The 17,547-nt window shown below is 54.3% G+C and carries 20 protein-coding genes; 8 read left to right on the plus strand and 12 right to left on the minus strand.

Going from position 1 to position 17,547, the window contains the following annotated elements; genetic code table 11:
• A partial coding sequence (locus ABJN86_RS01170; RefSeq protein WP_348364655.1) for an antirestriction protein ArdA occupies nucleotides 1-184 on the plus strand: 184 nt, incomplete at its 5' end.
• Between the two features lie 11 nt (nucleotides 185-195).
• Here the strand turns inward: ABJN86_RS01170 and ABJN86_RS01175 are convergent.
• The 3 genes from ABJN86_RS01175 to ABJN86_RS01185 are packed head-to-tail and all read right to left on the minus strand — an operon-like array spanning nucleotide 196 to nucleotide 1,340.
• Complete coding sequence (locus tag ABJN86_RS01175; RefSeq protein ID WP_348364654.1) at nucleotides 196-375, minus strand: hypothetical protein; 180 nt, start codon at nucleotides 373-375, stop codon at nucleotides 196-198.
• 36 nt (nucleotides 376-411) lie between these two features.
• The gene (locus ABJN86_RS01180) at nucleotides 412-960 is read right to left on the minus strand and encodes a relaxase/mobilization nuclease domain-containing protein (RefSeq protein ID WP_348364652.1); all 549 of its coding nucleotides are present in this window, start codon (nucleotides 958-960) and stop codon (nucleotides 412-414) included.
• Complete coding sequence (locus ABJN86_RS01185) at nucleotides 957-1,340, minus strand: hypothetical protein (RefSeq protein ID WP_348364651.1); 384 nt, start codon at nucleotides 1,338-1,340, stop codon at nucleotides 957-959. The genes ABJN86_RS01180 and ABJN86_RS01185 overlap by 4 nt, the downstream gene beginning before the upstream one ends.
• Before the next feature lie 440 nt (nucleotides 1,341-1,780).
• Here ABJN86_RS01185 and ABJN86_RS01190 point away from each other — a divergent pair, with 440 nt between their 5' ends.
• A complete protein-coding gene (locus ABJN86_RS01190) occupies nucleotides 1,781-2,152 on the plus strand; it encodes a hypothetical protein (protein WP_348364649.1) in 372 nt (123 codons plus the stop codon).
• On the opposite strand, the gene ABJN86_RS01195 is transcribed toward ABJN86_RS01190, so the two are convergent.
• From ABJN86_RS01195 to ABJN86_RS01205, 3 genes are all read right to left on the minus strand, one after another.
• The gene (locus ABJN86_RS01195) at nucleotides 2,137-2,568 is read right to left on the minus strand and encodes a universal stress protein (protein WP_348364647.1); all 432 of its coding nucleotides are present in this window, start codon (nucleotides 2,566-2,568) and stop codon (nucleotides 2,137-2,139) included. The genes ABJN86_RS01190 and ABJN86_RS01195 overlap by 16 nt on opposite strands.
• Nucleotides 2,565-5,180, minus strand: a complete 2,616-nt coding sequence (locus tag ABJN86_RS01200; protein ID WP_348364646.1) for a TRAP transporter permease — start codon at nucleotides 5,178-5,180, stop codon at nucleotides 2,565-2,567. The genes ABJN86_RS01195 and ABJN86_RS01200 overlap by 4 nt, the downstream gene beginning before the upstream one ends.
• Before the next feature lie 93 nt (nucleotides 5,181-5,273).
• Nucleotides 5,274-6,245 (minus strand): TAXI family TRAP transporter solute-binding subunit, encoded by a 972-nt coding sequence (locus ABJN86_RS01205; RefSeq protein ID WP_348364645.1) that lies wholly within the window; start codon nucleotides 6,243-6,245, stop codon nucleotides 5,274-5,276.
• 225 nt (nucleotides 6,246-6,470) lie between these two features.
• Here ABJN86_RS01205 and ABJN86_RS01210 point away from each other — a divergent pair, with 225 nt between their 5' ends.
• The 5 genes from ABJN86_RS01210 (at nucleotide 6,471) to ABJN86_RS01230 (ending at nucleotide 11,770) form a co-directional block, all read left to right on the plus strand.
• Nucleotides 6,471-7,802 (plus strand): aspartate aminotransferase family protein, encoded by a 1,332-nt coding sequence (locus ABJN86_RS01210; protein ID WP_348364643.1) that lies wholly within the window; start codon nucleotides 6,471-6,473, stop codon nucleotides 7,800-7,802.
• A 36-nt stretch (nucleotides 7,803-7,838) separates the two neighbouring features.
• Complete coding sequence (locus ABJN86_RS01215) at nucleotides 7,839-9,779, plus strand: cache domain-containing protein (RefSeq protein WP_348364642.1); 1,941 nt, start codon at nucleotides 7,839-7,841, stop codon at nucleotides 9,777-9,779.
• A gap of 33 nt (nucleotides 9,780-9,812) precedes the next feature.
• Complete coding sequence (locus ABJN86_RS01220) at nucleotides 9,813-10,451, plus strand: response regulator (RefSeq protein ID WP_348364640.1); 639 nt, start codon at nucleotides 9,813-9,815, stop codon at nucleotides 10,449-10,451.
• A 294-nt stretch (nucleotides 10,452-10,745) separates the two neighbouring features.
• Nucleotides 10,746-11,192 (plus strand): hypothetical protein, encoded by a 447-nt coding sequence (locus ABJN86_RS01225; RefSeq protein WP_348364639.1) that lies wholly within the window; start codon nucleotides 10,746-10,748, stop codon nucleotides 11,190-11,192.
• A 107-nt stretch (nucleotides 11,193-11,299) separates the two neighbouring features.
• Entirely contained in the window at nucleotides 11,300-11,770 is a 471-nt protein-coding gene (locus ABJN86_RS01230) for a DNA starvation/stationary phase protection protein (protein WP_348364638.1), read from the plus strand.
• A 30-nt stretch (nucleotides 11,771-11,800) separates the two neighbouring features.
• Here ABJN86_RS01230 and ABJN86_RS01235 read toward each other — a convergent pair whose 3' ends face one another.
• The 6 genes from ABJN86_RS01235 to ABJN86_RS01260 all read right to left on the minus strand — a co-directional run bounded on the left by ABJN86_RS01235 (nucleotide 11,801) and on the right by ABJN86_RS01260 (nucleotide 16,240).
• Nucleotides 11,801-12,058 carry a DUF1289 domain-containing protein gene (locus ABJN86_RS01235; RefSeq protein WP_348364636.1) on the minus strand — a complete coding sequence of 86 codons (258 nt, stop codon included), beginning with the start codon at nucleotides 12,056-12,058 and terminating at the stop codon, nucleotides 11,801-11,803.
• A gap of 126 nt (nucleotides 12,059-12,184) precedes the next feature.
• Entirely contained in the window at nucleotides 12,185-12,712 is a 528-nt protein-coding gene (locus tag ABJN86_RS01240; protein ID WP_348364634.1) for a YcnI family protein, read from the minus strand.
• A 240-nt stretch (nucleotides 12,713-12,952) separates the two neighbouring features.
• Nucleotides 12,953-13,420 (minus strand): hypothetical protein, encoded by a 468-nt coding sequence (locus ABJN86_RS01245; protein ID WP_348364632.1) that lies wholly within the window; start codon nucleotides 13,418-13,420, stop codon nucleotides 12,953-12,955.
• A gap of 146 nt (nucleotides 13,421-13,566) precedes the next feature.
• Nucleotides 13,567-14,334, minus strand: a complete 768-nt coding sequence (locus tag ABJN86_RS01250; RefSeq protein ID WP_348364630.1) for a TIM barrel protein — start codon at nucleotides 14,332-14,334, stop codon at nucleotides 13,567-13,569.
• Nucleotides 14,334-14,978, minus strand: coding sequence for an aldolase (locus ABJN86_RS01255; RefSeq protein ID WP_348364629.1), 645 nt, complete (start codon nucleotides 14,976-14,978; stop codon nucleotides 14,334-14,336). Before ABJN86_RS01255 ends, ABJN86_RS01250 begins: the two co-directional genes overlap by 1 nt.
• Nucleotides 14,979-15,049: 71 nt before the next feature.
• Complete coding sequence (locus ABJN86_RS01260; RefSeq protein WP_348364628.1) at nucleotides 15,050-16,240, minus strand: crosslink repair DNA glycosylase YcaQ family protein; 1,191 nt, start codon at nucleotides 16,238-16,240, stop codon at nucleotides 15,050-15,052.
• A gap of 104 nt (nucleotides 16,241-16,344) precedes the next feature.
• Here ABJN86_RS01260 and ABJN86_RS01265 point away from each other — a divergent pair, with 104 nt between their 5' ends.
• The gene (locus ABJN86_RS01265) at nucleotides 16,345-17,529 is read left to right on the plus strand and encodes an FAD-dependent monooxygenase (RefSeq protein WP_348364627.1); all 1,185 of its coding nucleotides are present in this window, start codon (nucleotides 16,345-16,347) and stop codon (nucleotides 17,527-17,529) included.
• The last annotated feature ends 18 nt before the right edge of the window (nucleotides 17,530-17,547 follow it).

Consider the following 17,547-nt stretch of genomic DNA (forward strand, 5'->3'; position numbering starts at 1 on the left):
TGATATTTATCATGCCCGCAGCATGAAGGACCTAGCCGAGGAGTTCGTGGCGGAAGGTCTATTCGGTGACATCCCAGACCATCTGGCCCATTACATCGACTATGACGCCATCGCCCGCGATCTGGCTGTGGATTACAGCGAAGTTAATGTTGCGGGTGATTTTTTGATCTATCGGAACGCTTGAACAGCTATAACTTAATCAAGACCTATCAGACTAGAAAGAGTGTCATAGTCGAACCAGAACACACCTACGACAGCGATGACCACGCATGCTATGGCATGAACATTGCCATCGACATCCAATGCGACAAAGCCGCGACGATCACCACGGGCAAGGAAATAGCCACGACCTTTGAGGGCATTCTTGAATCCCATCTGGCTGTCACATCGCTCCCATGCTTGCTGAAACGCCTACTTGATCTCACGGGGATCAATGCCTTGCCGTTTGGCTTGCTGCCATTCTTCTAGTGTGAAGTTCAGGGGGCTTTTGTTGCCGTAGTTTGCGAGGCCGTTTGGCAGCACCCAGCCATGATCCAAAAACAGATCACGCGACAAATCCCGCAGCTTGGTTTTGAAATGCGGCAAGTTGATTGCTTTCATCTCATCACCATCAATGCGCGACCACACGACATGCGCGTGGCGACGACCGTCTTTCTCGTGAATGACGATAGCGCGGGGCTGACCATTGAGACCCAATTTGTCTTCGGAGCGATCTGCTGCATCCATGAAGTCGGCTTCTGTCGCAATATGATCTTGCGGCGGGCTCAGGCTAAGAGAAAACATGAACTGCTTACATTGAGTAGCCTTGGATATGGCGAGGGCTTCTGACAGCGCTCCGTGCAGGTCATTTGCTACAAATCCCCTTAGTTCCAAAACGCTGACATGATCGTTGCCGCGCTCATTCATCAAGTGATCTGCCAGTGCCGATGCGCCCGCACGCTGAGAACCTTTCAAGATCATGACTTGATCCCTAGAGCCTGCATCAATGTGGCGCGCATCCACGCGACTTCGGCGATTGCGGCATTCAAATCTGCCTCCAATTCTTCATCAACAACAAGCGTGCCTTGGTTCAACCCCTTAGCAATCTGATTGAGGTTGCTTGCCGTGCGGCTAGAGCCAAGTTTAGCCAGAACCGCAGCAAGAAGCTGTTGCTCCGCAACAGGTGGTCTAGTCCTCTTACGGTATTTGGGGGCCTCATCGGACAAAACCACAGACTTGATATATGACGCCAAGGGCATCGCCCCCGATTGCGCTTCAAGCCGTTCCCGTTCCTCTGGCGTCAACCGCAGGGAAAATGGTGCAGGGCGCAAAGGTTTGGAATTTGATTGCGAGACACTCATGGCCGTGGTCCCCGCAGATGTTTTTTGTGGGGTTTGAGAACCTTGTTCCAGTTTTCCAATTCGTCAAATAAGGTGTTCGAACAAAGTTGCTCTTTGTCCGCCACCACCCTTTATTTTTGAGTTTTATCGGTCGCCTTTGGCGGCAGTTTTTGTTGGTTTTAGGATTGTAGTTGCAATTGTTGTTTTGATTGAATTTTTTCGATGTTGCCTAAATTCGTTCCTTAAATTGCATGAATAGTGGTATTTTAGAATGGCTCTGACGGGGAAGCTGTCAAAGAAGCCGATCGAGAACCTTGATGCGGGCCGTTATGGCGATGGTGATGGCGCGTTGGTCTGGATTCGCAGCAGGAAATGGTGAAAAGAATGGTTGAGCTTTCCACAGTCCTTGAGATCATCGACTACAAGAGTTTCCCAAGTCATTAGGGGCTGGAGCCATTGGAATGGTTTTTGATAAGCTCACCAATGGGCTGGCTGATAATTTTTCGGAACTGATCTATCCTTTCCACCTAGACGCCAACGGGTATCCGTCAGTCGTCATTGGCTTTGGCTCAACGCTATCAATTCCAACGCAATGTCAGAGGTGCTTGTTGCAGCTCGATACTTGCACGGTCACGGATGGTTTGAGAGCGAAGTTGAATTTTTTACAAATGGTTTGGACCCATATGATGAAATTCTCTGCAAAAGGCGGAAAGAGTGAAAGAGGCTCTGGTGAGGAAGCAGACGTACACCGCAGTCGACAGGAATGGCGCAACTCAAGTGCAAAGCGAGCAATTCGCAAAATCGCAGCGAATTTCGGCTACCTTACAACATAGACAGAACATTCTGAATGTCGAACAACACGTGCCGCATTTGGTCCGAGCAGGTAGTCTTTGAGATCAGCTCGATTTGCGCCGATCACGATCAGGCCTGCGTCGGAAATTTTGGCAGCTTTCAACACTTCTTCGTAGGCGCTTCCGACGGCGACCAAATGTCGAACTTTCTTATTTGCCTCCGTGCCTATCGCATCCACGACCATCTCATTGAGCAGGGTTGCTGCGCCGTCTTGGGCAGACTTAATGTCATGGTCCTTAAAATAGGCACTCACGACGTTTGCACCGAAATCAGGGACGACCGTAATTACGTCCAGCTGTGCCTTATTCAAATCGGCCATCTTCTTGGCTTCCTTGAGTAATGGAACTTCTTCTTTGGGGCGGTTGATGTCTACTGCACAAAGTACTGTTTTGGTCATGCCGCTTCTCCTTCACGTTGAACATTTGCTGCTGCACGGTTCTTTTGTAGGTATGCGATCAATGCAAGCAGCAGCAGGGCTGGGATCCAGATGAGCTCCTTTGGCATCTGGTTGGAAGCGACCTGCACAGAGCTGATTGCAACGGGTTCGTCGCCATAGAAATCAAAGGATGACAGCGCGTCAGATAGCTCCGTGCCGAAACCCGGTTCATCCATATTCTGCGCGTCACCGTCTGGAATCAGGGTGATCCCAAGAGCGCTAAGGCGGGCGTCGGCCCCGTCGACATCTGGAACGGTCAAAGGCACGGTTACATCCTTCATTTCGAACGTGTCAAAATCAGGCCCTGAGATGATCGTTCGCAACGTGCTACCGGGTTCAGCATTGGCCAAGGCCTGTGAGAATCCAGCGGGCTCGATCTGTTCGAATGGTGGTTGGATCTGGTTCATGAAGAACCCTGGGCGGAACAGCGCAAATGCAATCACCAACAGCCCAACTGTTTCCCAGATGCGGTTCTTCGTCAGGAACCAATTCATCGTCGCAGCCGTGAACACCAAAATACCGATGGTCGCAGTGATGAAGACAATTATGCCTTGGGTCACGGTTACATCAATCAACAGCAGATCTGTGTTGAAGATGAACACGAAGGGCAGTGCCACGGTCCGCAGGCTGTAGAAGAACGCGGTAAAGCCGGTGCGGATCGCGTCTCCGCCAGAGACGGCAGCGGCTGCGAAACTTGCCAAGCCAACAGGCGGCGTCACATCCGCCATAATGCCAAAGTAGAACACGAAGAGGTGGACCGCGATGAGTGGCACCACAAGGCCGCTTTGTGCGCCGAGTTCGACCACAACAGCCACCATCAGGGATGATACAACAATGTAGTTCGCCGTTGTCGGCAGCCCCATACCAAGGATCAGAGACAAGATTGCCACGAAGATCAGCATCAGGATCAGATTGCCGCCAGAAAGGAATTCGACAAAATCCGCCATCACTTGGCCGATGCCGGTCAAGGACACTGTGCCAACGATGATACCTGCCGTCGCGGTCGCGAGGCCGATACCGATCATGTTGCGTGCGCCGTCGATCATCCCGTCGATCAGATCCATAAGGCCAATTTTCAAACGGCTGATCGGATTGTCTTCGCCGCGGAAAAATGCCTTGACCGTTTTCTGTGTCAACAGAATGCCGAACAACAGGAACGTAGCCCAGAACGCCGATAATCCGGGGGACTTGCGTTCGATCATCAAGAAGTAGACCAAGACGACAATCGGCAGGAGATAGTACAGGCCGGACTTGTAAATTTTTGCGAGGTCCGGAAGCTCTACGACCTCTGCATTCGGGTCATCGGGTTCTAGATCTTCCACTTGTGAGGCAAGGTATACCAAGCCGACATAAACCACTCCGAGCAAGGCGGCCAAAATCCAACCGGATCCTTCAGGGAACAGAGATACGATCGCTGCCACCGGATATTGCGTGGCATAGCACAGCAGCGCGAAACCGGCGAAGAAGCCAAACATCCCAAGCACGGTATTGAACATGTTAACAACTTTGTTGCCGATGGTTGGCATGTTGTTTTTCACGGCTTCAAGGTGAACGATGTAGACCAGAGCAATATAGCTGATGATCGCTGGCAGGAATGCGTGCGTAATCACTTCCACGTAAGAAATGCCCACATATTCCACCATCAAGAAGGCCGCAGCCCCCATAACCGGAGGCATGATCTGGCCGTTCACTGATGACGCAACTTCAACGGATCCCGCTTTCTCAGCGCTGAATCCAACGCGCTTCATCAATGGAATGGTGAAGGTACCTGTTGTCACAACGTTCGCGATGGATGACCCAGAAATCAGGCCTGTCGCAGCGGATCCAACAACTGCCGCTTTGGCAGGGCCGCCGCGCAGGTGGCCCAAGGCACCAAAGGCCATTTTGATGAAGTAGTTCCCCGCACCAGCCTTATCTAGCAGTGCGCCGAACAGAACGAACAGAAAAACAAATCGGGTCGAAACGCCAAGAGCGATACCGAACACGCCCTCGGATGTAATCCACATGTGGCTCATGGCTTTGCGCAGTGATGCACCGGCCCAACGTATCTGATCGGGGACGACTTCGGATGAGCCAAAGAAGACGTAGCCGAGGAAGACCACCGCCAAGAGCACCATAACAGGCCCCAGTGTCCGGTAGGCTGCGATGAACAAGAAGATCAAACCCGCCAAAGCAAAGTAGGAATCCGAATGATCAGCAAGGCCGCCGTTGCCGACGATCTTGTCGTAGAAGAAGTAGCCATAGAGCGCGAGGAATGCGCCACCTATTCCTAGAATCCAATCGTACCAAGGGATTTGGTCACGTGGACTATTCTTGAAAAGGGGGTAGGCCATTGCAGACAAAAAGATAGCGAATGCGAGGTGGATCTGGCGGGAGTTGTTGATCAAATCCCCCGGCAAAACATAGGGACCAATTGGGGACGCCAACAGAACCTGAAAGGACGACCATAACAACGCGGTAATCGCGATCATTTTACCGACCGCGCCGGTGGGGCTTCGCGCGCCACTATCGCTGGCAGCGACGAGCTCTTGAAGTTCTTCTTCACTCAGCGCACGGTTTTCTGAATTCGTCATAATGTCCCCCAGTCGCCGCTATTACGGCTAATCGTCGTTGGAATTCCGGGGGCAGGGTTAGCTGCCCCCGGACGTGTTCACTCAAGAGTGCTGTTATTCGATCAGACCAGCTTCTTTGTAGTACTTGGCAGCGCCGTCATGCAGCGGTGCGGACAGGCCAGCGGATGCCATATTTGCGGCTTTCAAGTTTGCGAATGCTGGGTGCAGACCGCGGAAGTCGTCGATATTGTCAAAGACGGACTTCACCAAAGTGTATACGACCTCTTCAGAAACATCGGCAGAGCTCACAAACGTTGCACCGACACCAAACGTTGCAACGTCGTTGTCGTTGCCGCGGTACATGCCGCCGGGAATACTCGCGGACCGATAGAAGGAGTTTTCTTCGATCAACTGAGCCACAGCATCGCCGGACACTTCAACCAGTACGGAATCACAAGCTGTTGTTGCTTCGGAGATTGAGCCAGACGGGTGGCCAACTGTGTAAACCATCGCGTCAATCTGGTTGTCGCAAAGTGCTGCGGACTGTTCAGACGCTTTGAGTTCTGTTGCCAGAGCGAAATCGTCAGTTGTCCAACCAAGTGCTCCCATCAGGACTTCCATTGTGCCGCGCTGACCTGAACCCGGATTGCCGATGTTGACGCGCTTACCTTTGAGGTCTGCGAAGTTTGTGATGCCACTGTCGGCTCGGGCCACAACCGTGAACGGCTCAGGGTGGACGGAGAATACAGCCCGAAGGCCTTCAAAGGCACCAGCCTCTTCAAACCGCGAACTGCCGTTGTATGCGTGGTACTGCCAGTCGGATTGGGCAACACCGAATTCCAATTCGCCTTCGCGGATCGTGTTGATGTTGTAGACAGAACCGCCTGTGGATTCGACTGAACAGCGAACGCCGTGGTCGCGGCGGCCTTGGTTCACCAAGCGGCAGATTGCGCCACCTGTTGGATAATAAACGCCGGTGACGCCACCGGTACCGATGGTGATGAATTCTTCGGCCATAACAGCAGGGGCCGACAGTGAAGCCGCCACCGCAACAGCGGCAAAGGTTGAGATTTTGATTTCGAACATAGACGTTCTCCCAAAAGACTAAGTTGTTTCAGGACGGGAAAAACGCGGACATGGGCTGTGTGCCGTTGTCCGTCTCATTGATCCACCCCAGTGCAGCAGCAGGGGATTCCTGCTTCTCCCTTGACTGTCTCAGCGGCAACGAAACCTGTCTATGCGCGTAACTACCTATATCCAGTTTTGGTGAGCCATGAGAAAGTTCGAGGAAAATAGGTGAGAGTTCCCGCAATGAATCACGTCTTTCCTCGTCATTCAAAGTCCCTGCCGCCGATGGGCCACGCAGGTGACGGCGTCTATCTTGTCGATACGAACGGCAAAAGTTACATTGACGGTTCCGGAGGCGCAGCTGTGTCTTGTCTGGGCCACAGCGACCCAGACGTGATCAATGCGATCAAAGATCAGCTTGATGCCATGGCTTTTGCTCACACCAGCTTCTTGTCGTCGCAACCAGCCGAAAAACTTGCGGATAAACTGATCGAGCATGCACCAAAGGGCCTAGACCGCGTTTACTTCGTGTCTGGTGGCTCCGAAGCCGTTGAAGCCGCGCTCAAGCTGGCGCGCCAGTATTTTGTTGAGACCGGACAGCCTGAACGGTCCAAGATCATCGCCCGCAGGCAGAGCTACCACGGCAACACCTTGGGCGCGTTGGCGGTTGGGGGCAACGAGTGGCGGCGCGCGCCGTTTGCTCCGCTGCTCATGGACGTCAGTCATATCTCACCCTGCTACGCCTATCGTGGTCAGCATGAAGGAGAGAGCGAGGCCGAATTTGGTCTGCGTATGGCCAATGAGCTGGAAACAGAAATTCTTCGACTTGGTACGGATAACGTCATGGCCTTTGTCGCCGAACCTGTCGTCGGGGCAACCCTTGGGGCGGTGCCCGCTGCGGACGGCTATTTCGCGCGTGTCCGCGAAATCTGCGATCAGCATGGCGTGCTTCTGATCCTTGATGAGGTCATGTGCGGCATGGGGCGCACGGGCACATTGTTTGCCAGTGAGCACGACAAAATTAGCCCTGATATCTGCACTATCGCAAAGGGTCTCGGCGCTGGATACCAGCCCGTCGGGGCTATGCTGTGTTCCGCGAAGATCTACGACGCAATCGAGCAGGGCAGCGGTTTTTTCCAACATGGGCACACTTATGTTGGGCATCCGACGGCCTGTGCGGCGGGGTTGGCAGTGCTGGAAAAGCTCACCTCCGGATTGGTCGATGGCGTCTCAGCCAAAGGCAAGATGTTACAAGACATGCTGCGGTCGGTCCTTGGTCAGCATGCCAATGTAGGGGATATCCGCGGCCGTGGATTGTTCGTTGGAGTTGAATTCGTAAAAGACCGCGACACAAAGGCCTGCCTTGATCCGGAAATGAAGTTTAATGCCAAGCTCAAGAAAGCGGCCTTCGCACACGGCTTGATTTGTTATCCCATGGGCGGGACGATTGATGGTGTCCAAGGGGATCACGTGCTGCTCGCTCCCCCCTTCATTTCCACGCAGGATCACTTGGGCGAAATCGTGCAAAAGCTGACGTTGGCTGTTGGCTCGGTGACAGTGGATCTAGGTCTATGACTTGATCTGCAACAAAGAAACAATCACAGTTTGAGCATGAAGTACTCATTAGGGTTTATCCTAGCTCTGAGCCTTGCGGGGCTTCAGTTCGTCGCGATCTTAATCGTTGTATCCACGTCTTACGTGTCGTCCGAGCGCGCCATGCTCGAACATGCACGCGGGTTGATGGATGAGGCAGGCGCGAACGCGGCAGAGCACACCAAACAGTTTCTAGAGCCGGCCACCGAAATCACTGAACAAGCCCGCCGTATTTTGAATGAGGGGCTTGTCTCTACGATGGAGCCGGGAGTGATGGAGCAGTACTTCTTTCAATTGCTGCGCACTGAAACTCAGCTTGCCGGGATCTACTACGGCGACGAAGACGGCAATTTCATTTACGTCATGAACAGTGATGGCCCGGGCCCATATCGCACCAAATTCATTGCCGTTGAGGACGGACAACGTTCAACGGAGTATATTTGGCGCGATGATGAATTTGCGATTGTCGAACGTCGTTTTGACTCCAGCGATACCTTCGACGCGCGGGGCCGCCCATGGTATATTGAGGCGCGCCAGCTTGGGTCTCGTATTTGGACTGACCCCTATATCTTCTTTTCGTCCCAGCAACCCGGAATCACTGTGGCGGCGTCGATCCAAGGCAGCGAAGACGCCCCAGATGGCGTTGTGGGGATTGATCTCGATATCGCGGACATCTCTCTTTTCCTTTCCGACCTTACCATAGGCGACTCAGGAGCTGCCTTCATCCTCAGTGATGATGGTCGCGTCATCGCCCACCCTGATCCAGCGCGCATAAGCACACAAAACGAGGACGGAACGATCGGCTTCATCGGTGTCAACGACTTTAGTGACCCGATCGTCCGAGCAGCTTTTGCGGGTTTTGACAGCAGTGTTTCAGCGCCGAACCAATCGGTGCGGGACGAGTTTGAGTTCGCGGGCGACAAGTTCATGACGTTGCTGCTACCCATCCCAGATATTGACCTGCCGTGGAACATCGCTGTCTTTGTCCCGGAAAACGATTTCATCCACGGCATCCGGGACAATCTTTTCCGCAATATCTGGATCGCCGCAATTATATCGATAGCGACTGCGGTTGCTGGTTTAATCCTTGCAGAACTCATCCTGAAACCTGTGCGGGCCTTCGCCGTAAGGACGTCGTTGGTATCCCAAGGAGAGGTTTCAACCAATGATCCACTGCCGCGGACGTACAAAGAACTCAGTGCGGCGAATGCAACCTTGATCGATGAGATTGCACAACGGCGGCGATTGGATGGGAAACTGCAGAAACTTAATCGCGAACTGTCACATGTGACCCGTGTGAACATGATGGGGCAAATGGCGACTGGCCTGGCCCATGAACTCAGCCAACCTCTGACCGCGATCTCGCAAAACCTTGATACAGCGCTTTCCATTGCCAAGATGGATACGGCGCCCAATAAAGAACTGGTCGCTATTCTATCCGAACTTGACGAGCAGGCGCACCAAGGCGGCGACATCATTCGCGCATTGCGCAGCTATATGCGCAAAGATATTGGCCAGGCTCAGCCCTTCGATTTCAAAGAGCTCGTGGAACAAACCCAACGACTGCTTCGTCAAGAATTGGAAGGCGGCGACGTCACCATCGATACCCAGATACCGGATCTACGACTGGCATTCGGCAACCGCGTGCAAATCGCTCAAGTTCTGATCAACCTTCTTCGCAACGCGATCGATGCCATAGTTATGGCGGAAAGCACGACAAGAGAAGTCTCGATCATCGCGGTGCAATTGGACCATATGATCGAGATCAGGGTGCACGATTCCGGCCCGGGAGTTGACGCCGAAATGACGTTGTTCAAAGAGTTTAAGACCAGCAAACCTGACGGCTTGGGATTGGGGCTTTCAATCTCGCGGACTATCGTCGAGACGGGGGGCGGCAACCTTTGGTATGATGCGCCGACACACCAGTTCCGTTTTACAATCCCATCTGAAGCGCCATAAAACTTGCCAACCATCGAACCGAGAAAGTCCACTATGATAGATGCCGCCCGTAACACTTCGATAGTCTTCTTGATCGATGATGATGTTAAGGTCCGCACAAGCCTGTCTCGGGCCCTTATCACGCGTGGCTTTAAAGTTAAGACGTTTGAGACAGCGTTCGATTTCCTCGACGCATACGATCCGTCGCAACCCGGCTGCCTAGTGTTGGACTATGGTCTCCCTCAAATGGATGGTCTGAAACTGCAACAAGTCCTCGCAGAGAGGCAGATCAATATTCCAATCATCTTTATTTCTGGCCATGGTGGCGTTCCGGAGTCTGTCCAAGCGATGAAGGCAGGGGCGGTTGATTTCCTTGAGAAGCCGTTTCGGCAAGGCGCCCTAGTTGACTGTATCAATGCGGCAATTCTGGCTGATGGGGCAAAAAGAGCTGAGGACAATCAGCGCATTTCGGCGCTACAACGATTTGCTAGGTTGACGCTTCGGGAGAAGGAAGTCGCTAATTTCATGATCGCTAATCCGTCCAGCACCGCAAGCAAAGAAATCGGAAGAGAACTAAACATAAGCCCTAGAACTGTGGACCATCATCGTGCACGCATCCTTGAAAAAATGGAAATCGGGTCGGTGGCAGAATTAATTGATCTCTCAATCCCTGAGGCTGATCGCATGGGCTGAAGTGGGTACAGTGAACGACCGCTTAACGAGCCGCCGCACAGAATTGTTGTGACGGAGTGAACATCAGTTAAGGGCCGGGAACGTCGATCGACGCGAAGGACAGCAAGCAATCGAGTTTAGCGTCCCAGACATAGGTGTAGCGATCATCCCTAAAGAATAATGTGGTACACAAAAATATTGACCAGCTTCATTTGCAACTTCTTGTGACACAGATTGTAAAATGCACTAATTCAGATAGATATACTCAGGTATGTGAGAATCTACAGTGGTATCAACCGGAAGCTGGCGAATTTAATGCTGAATACTCAAACAAGTTTAGACTTCACCGGTGTTGAAAAGGCGTCGCTACGCCCAGTGTACCTGTCAGACTATCCGAAAAGTTCACAAGCGTTCCTGAACCACCTTCGATTGACGGCGCGTGAGTGCCGCAGTGCAGCTCATACTGATCTGTTTACCGCCTGTGCCGTCTTGTCGGTATCGGCGCCAGTGTCGCGCAATGCCCACGCTCAGGTGCTTATGAAATGTCTCGCCCAAGCCTTGGGGAAAACCCCGTTGATGTACCGCCCTGACGTGGAAGAGGTCTCCTTCGACGAGGCGTGGCTGATCCGAACAGGGGAGGCGGCCGCGTCAAAGGATTGGGACTCATTTGAGTTCCTCATCCGCTCGCGGGTGCCCAAAATATCTAGGCGTAATGTTGGTGCGCTGCTTGTGTCCATTTCCGATCAATTCGCCCTGACTTAGAATTATTCTAAAAAGGCTTGGCTTTTGAGATTGAGGCGTTAAGTTAGCGTCAAGCAAGCCAGCATCCCGCCAGCCAGCATTTTTATTGATTGCTTGGAGATAGCACAATGACGCAGCCCGCAGCCGCTCTTTCAACTGATGCAAAAACTCAAATTGTAGAAGCGCTGAACCAATCAGTCGCTGAAACCGCCGTGACAACCATGTTGGCGCAGAACTTCCATTGGAACGTCAAAGGCATGGCATTTGGCCCGCTGCACGAGATGTTTCAAAAGATCTACGAAGACCACTTCGTCGCGCAAGATGATCTCGCGGAGCGTATCAAAGCCCTCGATGCCCATGCTGAGGGCACCCTTGCAGGGATGATCGCACGTTCAAAGGTGCAAGAGAACGATGGTCACGCCACCGACAAGCAGATGATCAAAATGATGCTTGATGCGCAAGAAACACTGGCGGCAACCCTTGCCGGCTGCGGCGAGATTGCGTCAAAGCACGGCGATACATTGACGGAAGATCTATGCATTGCGCGTGGGCAAGAGCACGAAAAACTGGCTTGGTTCTTGCGCTCGCATCTGGCCTAAGCGAGACCAAATCTTACAAACTCTTGTCGCCTAGTCTTTAGGCGACAAGAACGCCATCGGCTGAACCTTCTTCTTCTTTAGTTTCTTGATGTAAGCTTGGTTCCAATGGTCGTATTGCCCCATGCTGCCTTGTTGAGTGACCACCATTTCTACAAATGCCGTGCGATGCGAGTTTTTCTTGAGCTCTTTGAACAGGGATTTTTGTACTTTCGTCATAGAGCAGCCAAGGCAATGGCCTTCGCGTTTGAATTTGCAGACATCAATACAAGGGCTGGGAGTTTTGGGCATGTCTGTTCTTGCCTTCAAAATAAGCGAGGCAGCATATCCAAGCTGCCATTAAATGCCGTCGTTCCCCAAAAGAGCGCGTAGATGTGGCACCTTACGAAACCTGAGGTGTTTCGCAAGGTGCTGTTCTCAATGGTTGTGGTGGTGCTCCGGCTTGGTGATCTTCAAACCGGGCGCGGGGTCGTCAATGTCATGGGCGTCTTGACCGGCTGCGGGGATGTAGACCCAGTCGTGTGACCCGCTTGCGCATTCCTGAATGGTAGGGAAATAGATCGTCGATCCAGCTTCAAGCGTATCGGTCAGTTTACCACGAAAAGAGAACTGATCGAAATGCGCATCTGACAGCTCGCCTGTCCAGATCAGTTCTTTCACGCCTTCCGACGTAGGGGTGCCGAAATAGTCATAGGTGTTGGCGTAGGCCCCTGTGATTATTTCAACGGACCACCCGGCCTTCGGCACTGGCTTAACTGCAATCACACCTTCAGGGATTTGCACGCGAACTTTTAGCGTCGGCTCGCCCTCACACCCGTGGCCAATCCCCAATGTCCCAATATATGTTGAGCCTTGTTGAGCTTGCTTGGTCTCAAAATTTACATGCGCAAAGGCCGCAGGAGCAGTGACTGCAATGGCTGCTAGGATGGTAAGAACTGTCTTCATATTACGTTTCCAACGGGCAAGATAATTTGAAAGTGCAGGGGCCCCAACCTGCCTTTTCATCACGGCCTGTTTGGCCAGCGAATTTGCCTCCGCGCAATACAGGATGTGCGAAGGGGTCGCGGCAATACAAACGGAAATTGGCGAGGTTCCACAAGGCAAGTTTCAGGGAAATTGGTAACGATTCTGATACTGCCGCCCGATGGTGAGTAAATCCCTACAGCTTTGTTAATGCGTAGCGTCCTACAGCCACCACTTATCTTCCCAATTCCGCTTTAGCCACCCGCCAACCGAGAAATGGTCGCGGTGGATCAGCAGCAGCAACACGATGAATGCGCACATAACGGCCGCACTGTCCGAGACGTTGCGGTTTACCGGAAATCCACGGGCATTGATCTCGAAGGGGTCGATGTAGCGCTCCCATTGGCGAAAGATTGTGAAGGCATGGGTGATCGCCATGGCGCCGTAGGTGAATGGCCTGAATATCCCGATCAGCGCCAGAAACAGCACCGCGATCTGCACCGCGCCGATGATTTGCACCGTGCTTGCGTCGATCTCCATCTTGTCAAAGTTGCGGGCAAGATTTTGGTATTGCCCCGTCGCCAAGATCTTGTGGATGGCCCAAAGAAAAAGGAACCAGATAAGTCCCACGCGTAGAAGCAAGACCGCAAATGCATCTCGTTGGTCGACGGCTGTCAGTTTGTCGTTCATCTTGGCGCGGTACCTCTAATTCATTGCCTTGGTGCGGGCAGGTTTGGGTCAGTGCAATCTTATATCTGCGCAGTCGAAAAGGGCCAAGACCAATAGGCTACACGTCAAGAGGCCTGATTTCACCAATGGTCCGAGGGCGTCTACAGCTATTGGTAGGCTTTCATCCAGCCAAGCCCATCTTCCATCTTGGAGCGCGGCTTGTATTCCGCGCCCATAGGGGCGTCCCAGCCTAATTTTACCAATTCTGGCAATAGCTGCGCGTAGTTGACGTCGCCTCTGTCAGGCTCGCCGCGATCAGGCACGGCGGCGAATTGGACATGGCCGACTTGTGACTGGCAGGTCTTGAACAGAGGCAACAAGTCGCCCTGCGTGACTTGCAGATGGTAGCAGTCGAACATGATCTTCAAGTTGGGAAGGTCGACAGCCGCGAGCGCGTCTTGCGCTTGAGGGACTGTGCTGAGGTGGTAGCCCTTGGCGTCTATGTGGTTCAGCGGCTCGATCAGTATCGTGCGCTGCGTAAGGGCCGCTTGGCCGCAGGCGTAGCGCAGGTTTTGAGCGAAGGTGGCTTTGGCGGCGGCGCTTTGGTCCGTAAACCCCGCCATGACATGTACATTCTTCGCGCCGATTTCGCGGGCGTAGGCCAAGGCCTCGTCAATGTATTTGCGCGCCTCGGCCTCGCGGCCCGGAATGGCGGCGCATCCGTTGTCACCTGCGGCCACATCGCCGCGCTGCGTGTTTAGGCCCAAACAGGGCAGGCCGGTCTCTTCCAGTGCGGCGTTCACGTCTGCGGAGGGGGTGGAGTAGGGCCAGTGCAGCTCCACAGCCTTAAAGCCCGCATCTTTGGCTTTGCGGATGGCGTCCGGCAGCGGCAAGTCATTCCACAAAAAGCCAAGGTTGGCGGAAAATTCTACCATCAGTCCCACTCCACATCGAATTTGGTCACAAGGTTTTGCACCTGTTCTGGGCTAAGTGCGTTCGCGTCAAAGCCGCGCATCATCATGGCGAGGCGGGCTGTATCTTCAAGTTCCTCAATGGCATTGCATGCGGCCTCGATATCCTTGCCCGCAACAACCGGCCCGTGATTGGCCAGCATGACCGCCGAACGCTTGCCCGCAAGTCCACGCACGGCGTCGCCCATCGCGGGATCACCCGGCATAAAGAAAGGCAGCAACTTGACCTTGCCCAGTTTCATGATCGCGTAGGGTGTAAGCGGCGGCAGGAAGTTGTCGGCGTCCACATCGGGCATCATTGACAGAGCAACCGAATGGCACGAGTGCAAATGTACCACCGCACCTGCGGTGGAACGGGTGTCGTAGAACGCCATGTGCAGCGGCATTTCCTTGGTCGGCTGATCGCCTGAGATATGCTGCCCAGACGCACCAAAGCGCGACAGGCGGGCAGGGTCCAAACGCCCGAACGACGTCCCCGTGGGCGAGACCAGCAAGCCGCCATCATCGGTGCGCGCAGAGATGTTGCCGGTGGACCCACCGGTTAGGCCGCGATCGAACATGGATTTGGCAAGCAAGCAAATTTGCTCGCGCAGTTGGGTCTCTGACATGGGGCCTCCGTGTACGCTGCCATCTGCGTGTTGCCATGTTCATCGCCGCAAAAGGGCTTTCAATCAAGCTTTTAGCGCACCCAATCGGTGGCGAACTCCAGCTCTGTGACATCTGCCAGCTTTGTGGTGCGCTCTATCGCCGTAATGAGCGATTTCACGCGGCCAGCGCCCATGCGCACGCCGTCCTCTGGCCAGAATGCCCGCACGGTCATTGTGTCGCGCGCGCGGTCAGCCTTCATGTCAATGCGTCCGATCAAGCGCTCGCCTTCCAATACGGGGAAAACGTAGTAGCCATATTGGCGTTTGGGCGCGGGGACGAAGACCTCAATGCGGTAGTGGAAGCCGAACACGCGTTCGGTGCGTTTGCGGTCCCTTAGAGCTGGATCGAACGGGGACAGGATGCGGATGCGCTTGGTTGGCTCGATTGGGTTTGAAGCCAACACATCTGGCCGCGCGAAGGAGCGCCGTGGCTTTCCCTGTGCAGTTTCCAGCATGACCTCGATCAGGGTTCCTTGGGCCAATTCTCGTGCACACCATTCCTTGGTCTCGGCGGGAGAGAGGACATCCCAAAAGGCCGCGATCTCGCCAGAGGTGGCAAAGCCGAGCCGGTTCAATGCAGTAGCGCAACAATGGTTAATGGTGTCCTCCACTGCGAACTCAGCCTCAAGGTGGCGTGCCGGGATCACGCGTTCGGTCAGGTCGTAGAACTTGCGAAACCCCTGCCGGTGGGTGACCGCGATTTTTCCCGACCGCCACAGATACTCCAACGCGGTTTTGGACGGGTGCCAGTCCCACCAGCCGCCCGATCCCTTCTTCTCATCCGTGCCCACATCCGACGAGGAGCACGCCCCATGGTCGGATATATGCTGCAACACGGTGTCAAACTTCGCCTCAAACCCGTCGCGACGCCAGTTCTTATAGCGGGATTTCAAGGTCACCGCATCGCGGGTGAATTTTAGCTTCCAATGGCCGAAGTTTTCCATGTCGATGACGGAGGCATCATGGGTCCAATGCTCGAACCCCAACCGCTCAGACATCAGTTTATCCAACGCTTTGGGGCGGTAGTTGGTGCGCCGTGCATGCATGATCATGTGATGGGCACGCGAGACGGTGTTGATGCTGTCGAGCTGCACAAACGTCAGGTCTTGGAACAACTCGTGTAGGTCATCGCCTTTCCCCGTGCCTGTTGGGGCTTCGCATAGACGGTGGCGCGCCAAATGATGCAGTCGCACAGTCGATAGAGGGATCAGGGGCAGTGTCATTTTGGCGGCTCCGGCAGTGTTTCGCCACTATGGGCAGCAGGGGCCTTTCGCGCCACCCGTATCCTGCGTATCTTCCCGAAAAACAAATCGAGGCAGCGGAATTCATGACCAATAGACGCGCGGTGATTGCTGGGGGTGGCATCGGAGGGCTGGCTTGTGGGCTGGCGTTGGCGCTGAAGGGCTGGAAGGTCGAGGTGCTGGAGCAGGCTCCCGAACTGGCCGAGGTCGGCGCAGGCATCCAGATTAGCCCGAACGGTATGGCTGTGTTGGACCGCCTTGGGGTAATCCCGCGCATTGAGGACACGTTGTTCGAGCCGGAAGCGATAGAGTTGCGCATGGGGCTGTCGGGGCGCCGCGTGTTTCGTTTGCCGATGAAGGGATATGCGCAGGATCGCTGGGGCCAGAGGTTTGTCCAAATCCACCGCGCGGATCTGCACACCGCATTGCTTGATGCTTTGCGTGCGCACCCCACGGCACGACTGCGAACCAACGCCAAGATTACCGGATATGTGCGCGAACGCGGCGGGGCCTCGGTCTATTTGGAGCGCGCGGACCGTGTGTTTGGCGACGTGTTGATTGGCGCGGACGGGGTTCGCTCGGTCATACGCGATCAGATGTGTGGCTCGGATCGTGCGCGGTTCACAGGGCAGGTGGCCTGGCGCACGGTGGTGCCGGTTGATGCTTTGGGTGACGACGCCCCGCCACCGTTCGGCGTCATCTGGGCTGGTCGTGGCAAGCATGCGGTCACAACGCGGGTTCGTGGTGGCAGTCACGTCAACTTCGTGGGCATCGTGGAGCAAGACAACTGGACCGAAGAAGGGTGGTCTATCCCCGGTAGCACGCAAGATGCATTAGAGGATTTTGGCGATTGGCAGCCCTGCCTGCGCGCTGTGTTGCAAGCCTCAAGTGGCTTGTTTCGTTGGGCGTTGTTCGGGCGGCCCACATTGGCGACATGGTGCGACGGGCCGGTGGCCTTGCTAGGGGACGCGGCGCACCCGATGTTGCCATCCATGGCCCAAGGGGCGGTTATGGCATTGGAGGATGCGGTGGTTTTGGCAGATGCTTTGGAGAGCGAGCCTGACCGCGAAGTTGCGTTGAAAACCTATGAGGCGAGGCGCAAACCCCGCACGTCGCAGATGCAGGAACGATCTTTGACCAATGCGCATATGTTCCATCGGCGCACGGGGCTCAAGCAGGTGGCGACTTACGCCCCCATGGCAATTGCGTCGCGGATATCTGCGGCAAGCATCCATCGCCAGCAAGATTGGATTTACTCATATAAAACATAATATTGTGATGCGTATTTG

Origin of the sequence: Litoreibacter sp. (assembly GCF_039974535.1) — a bacterium.
Classification (GTDB): Bacteria; Pseudomonadota; Alphaproteobacteria; order Rhodobacterales; family Rhodobacteraceae; genus Litoreibacter.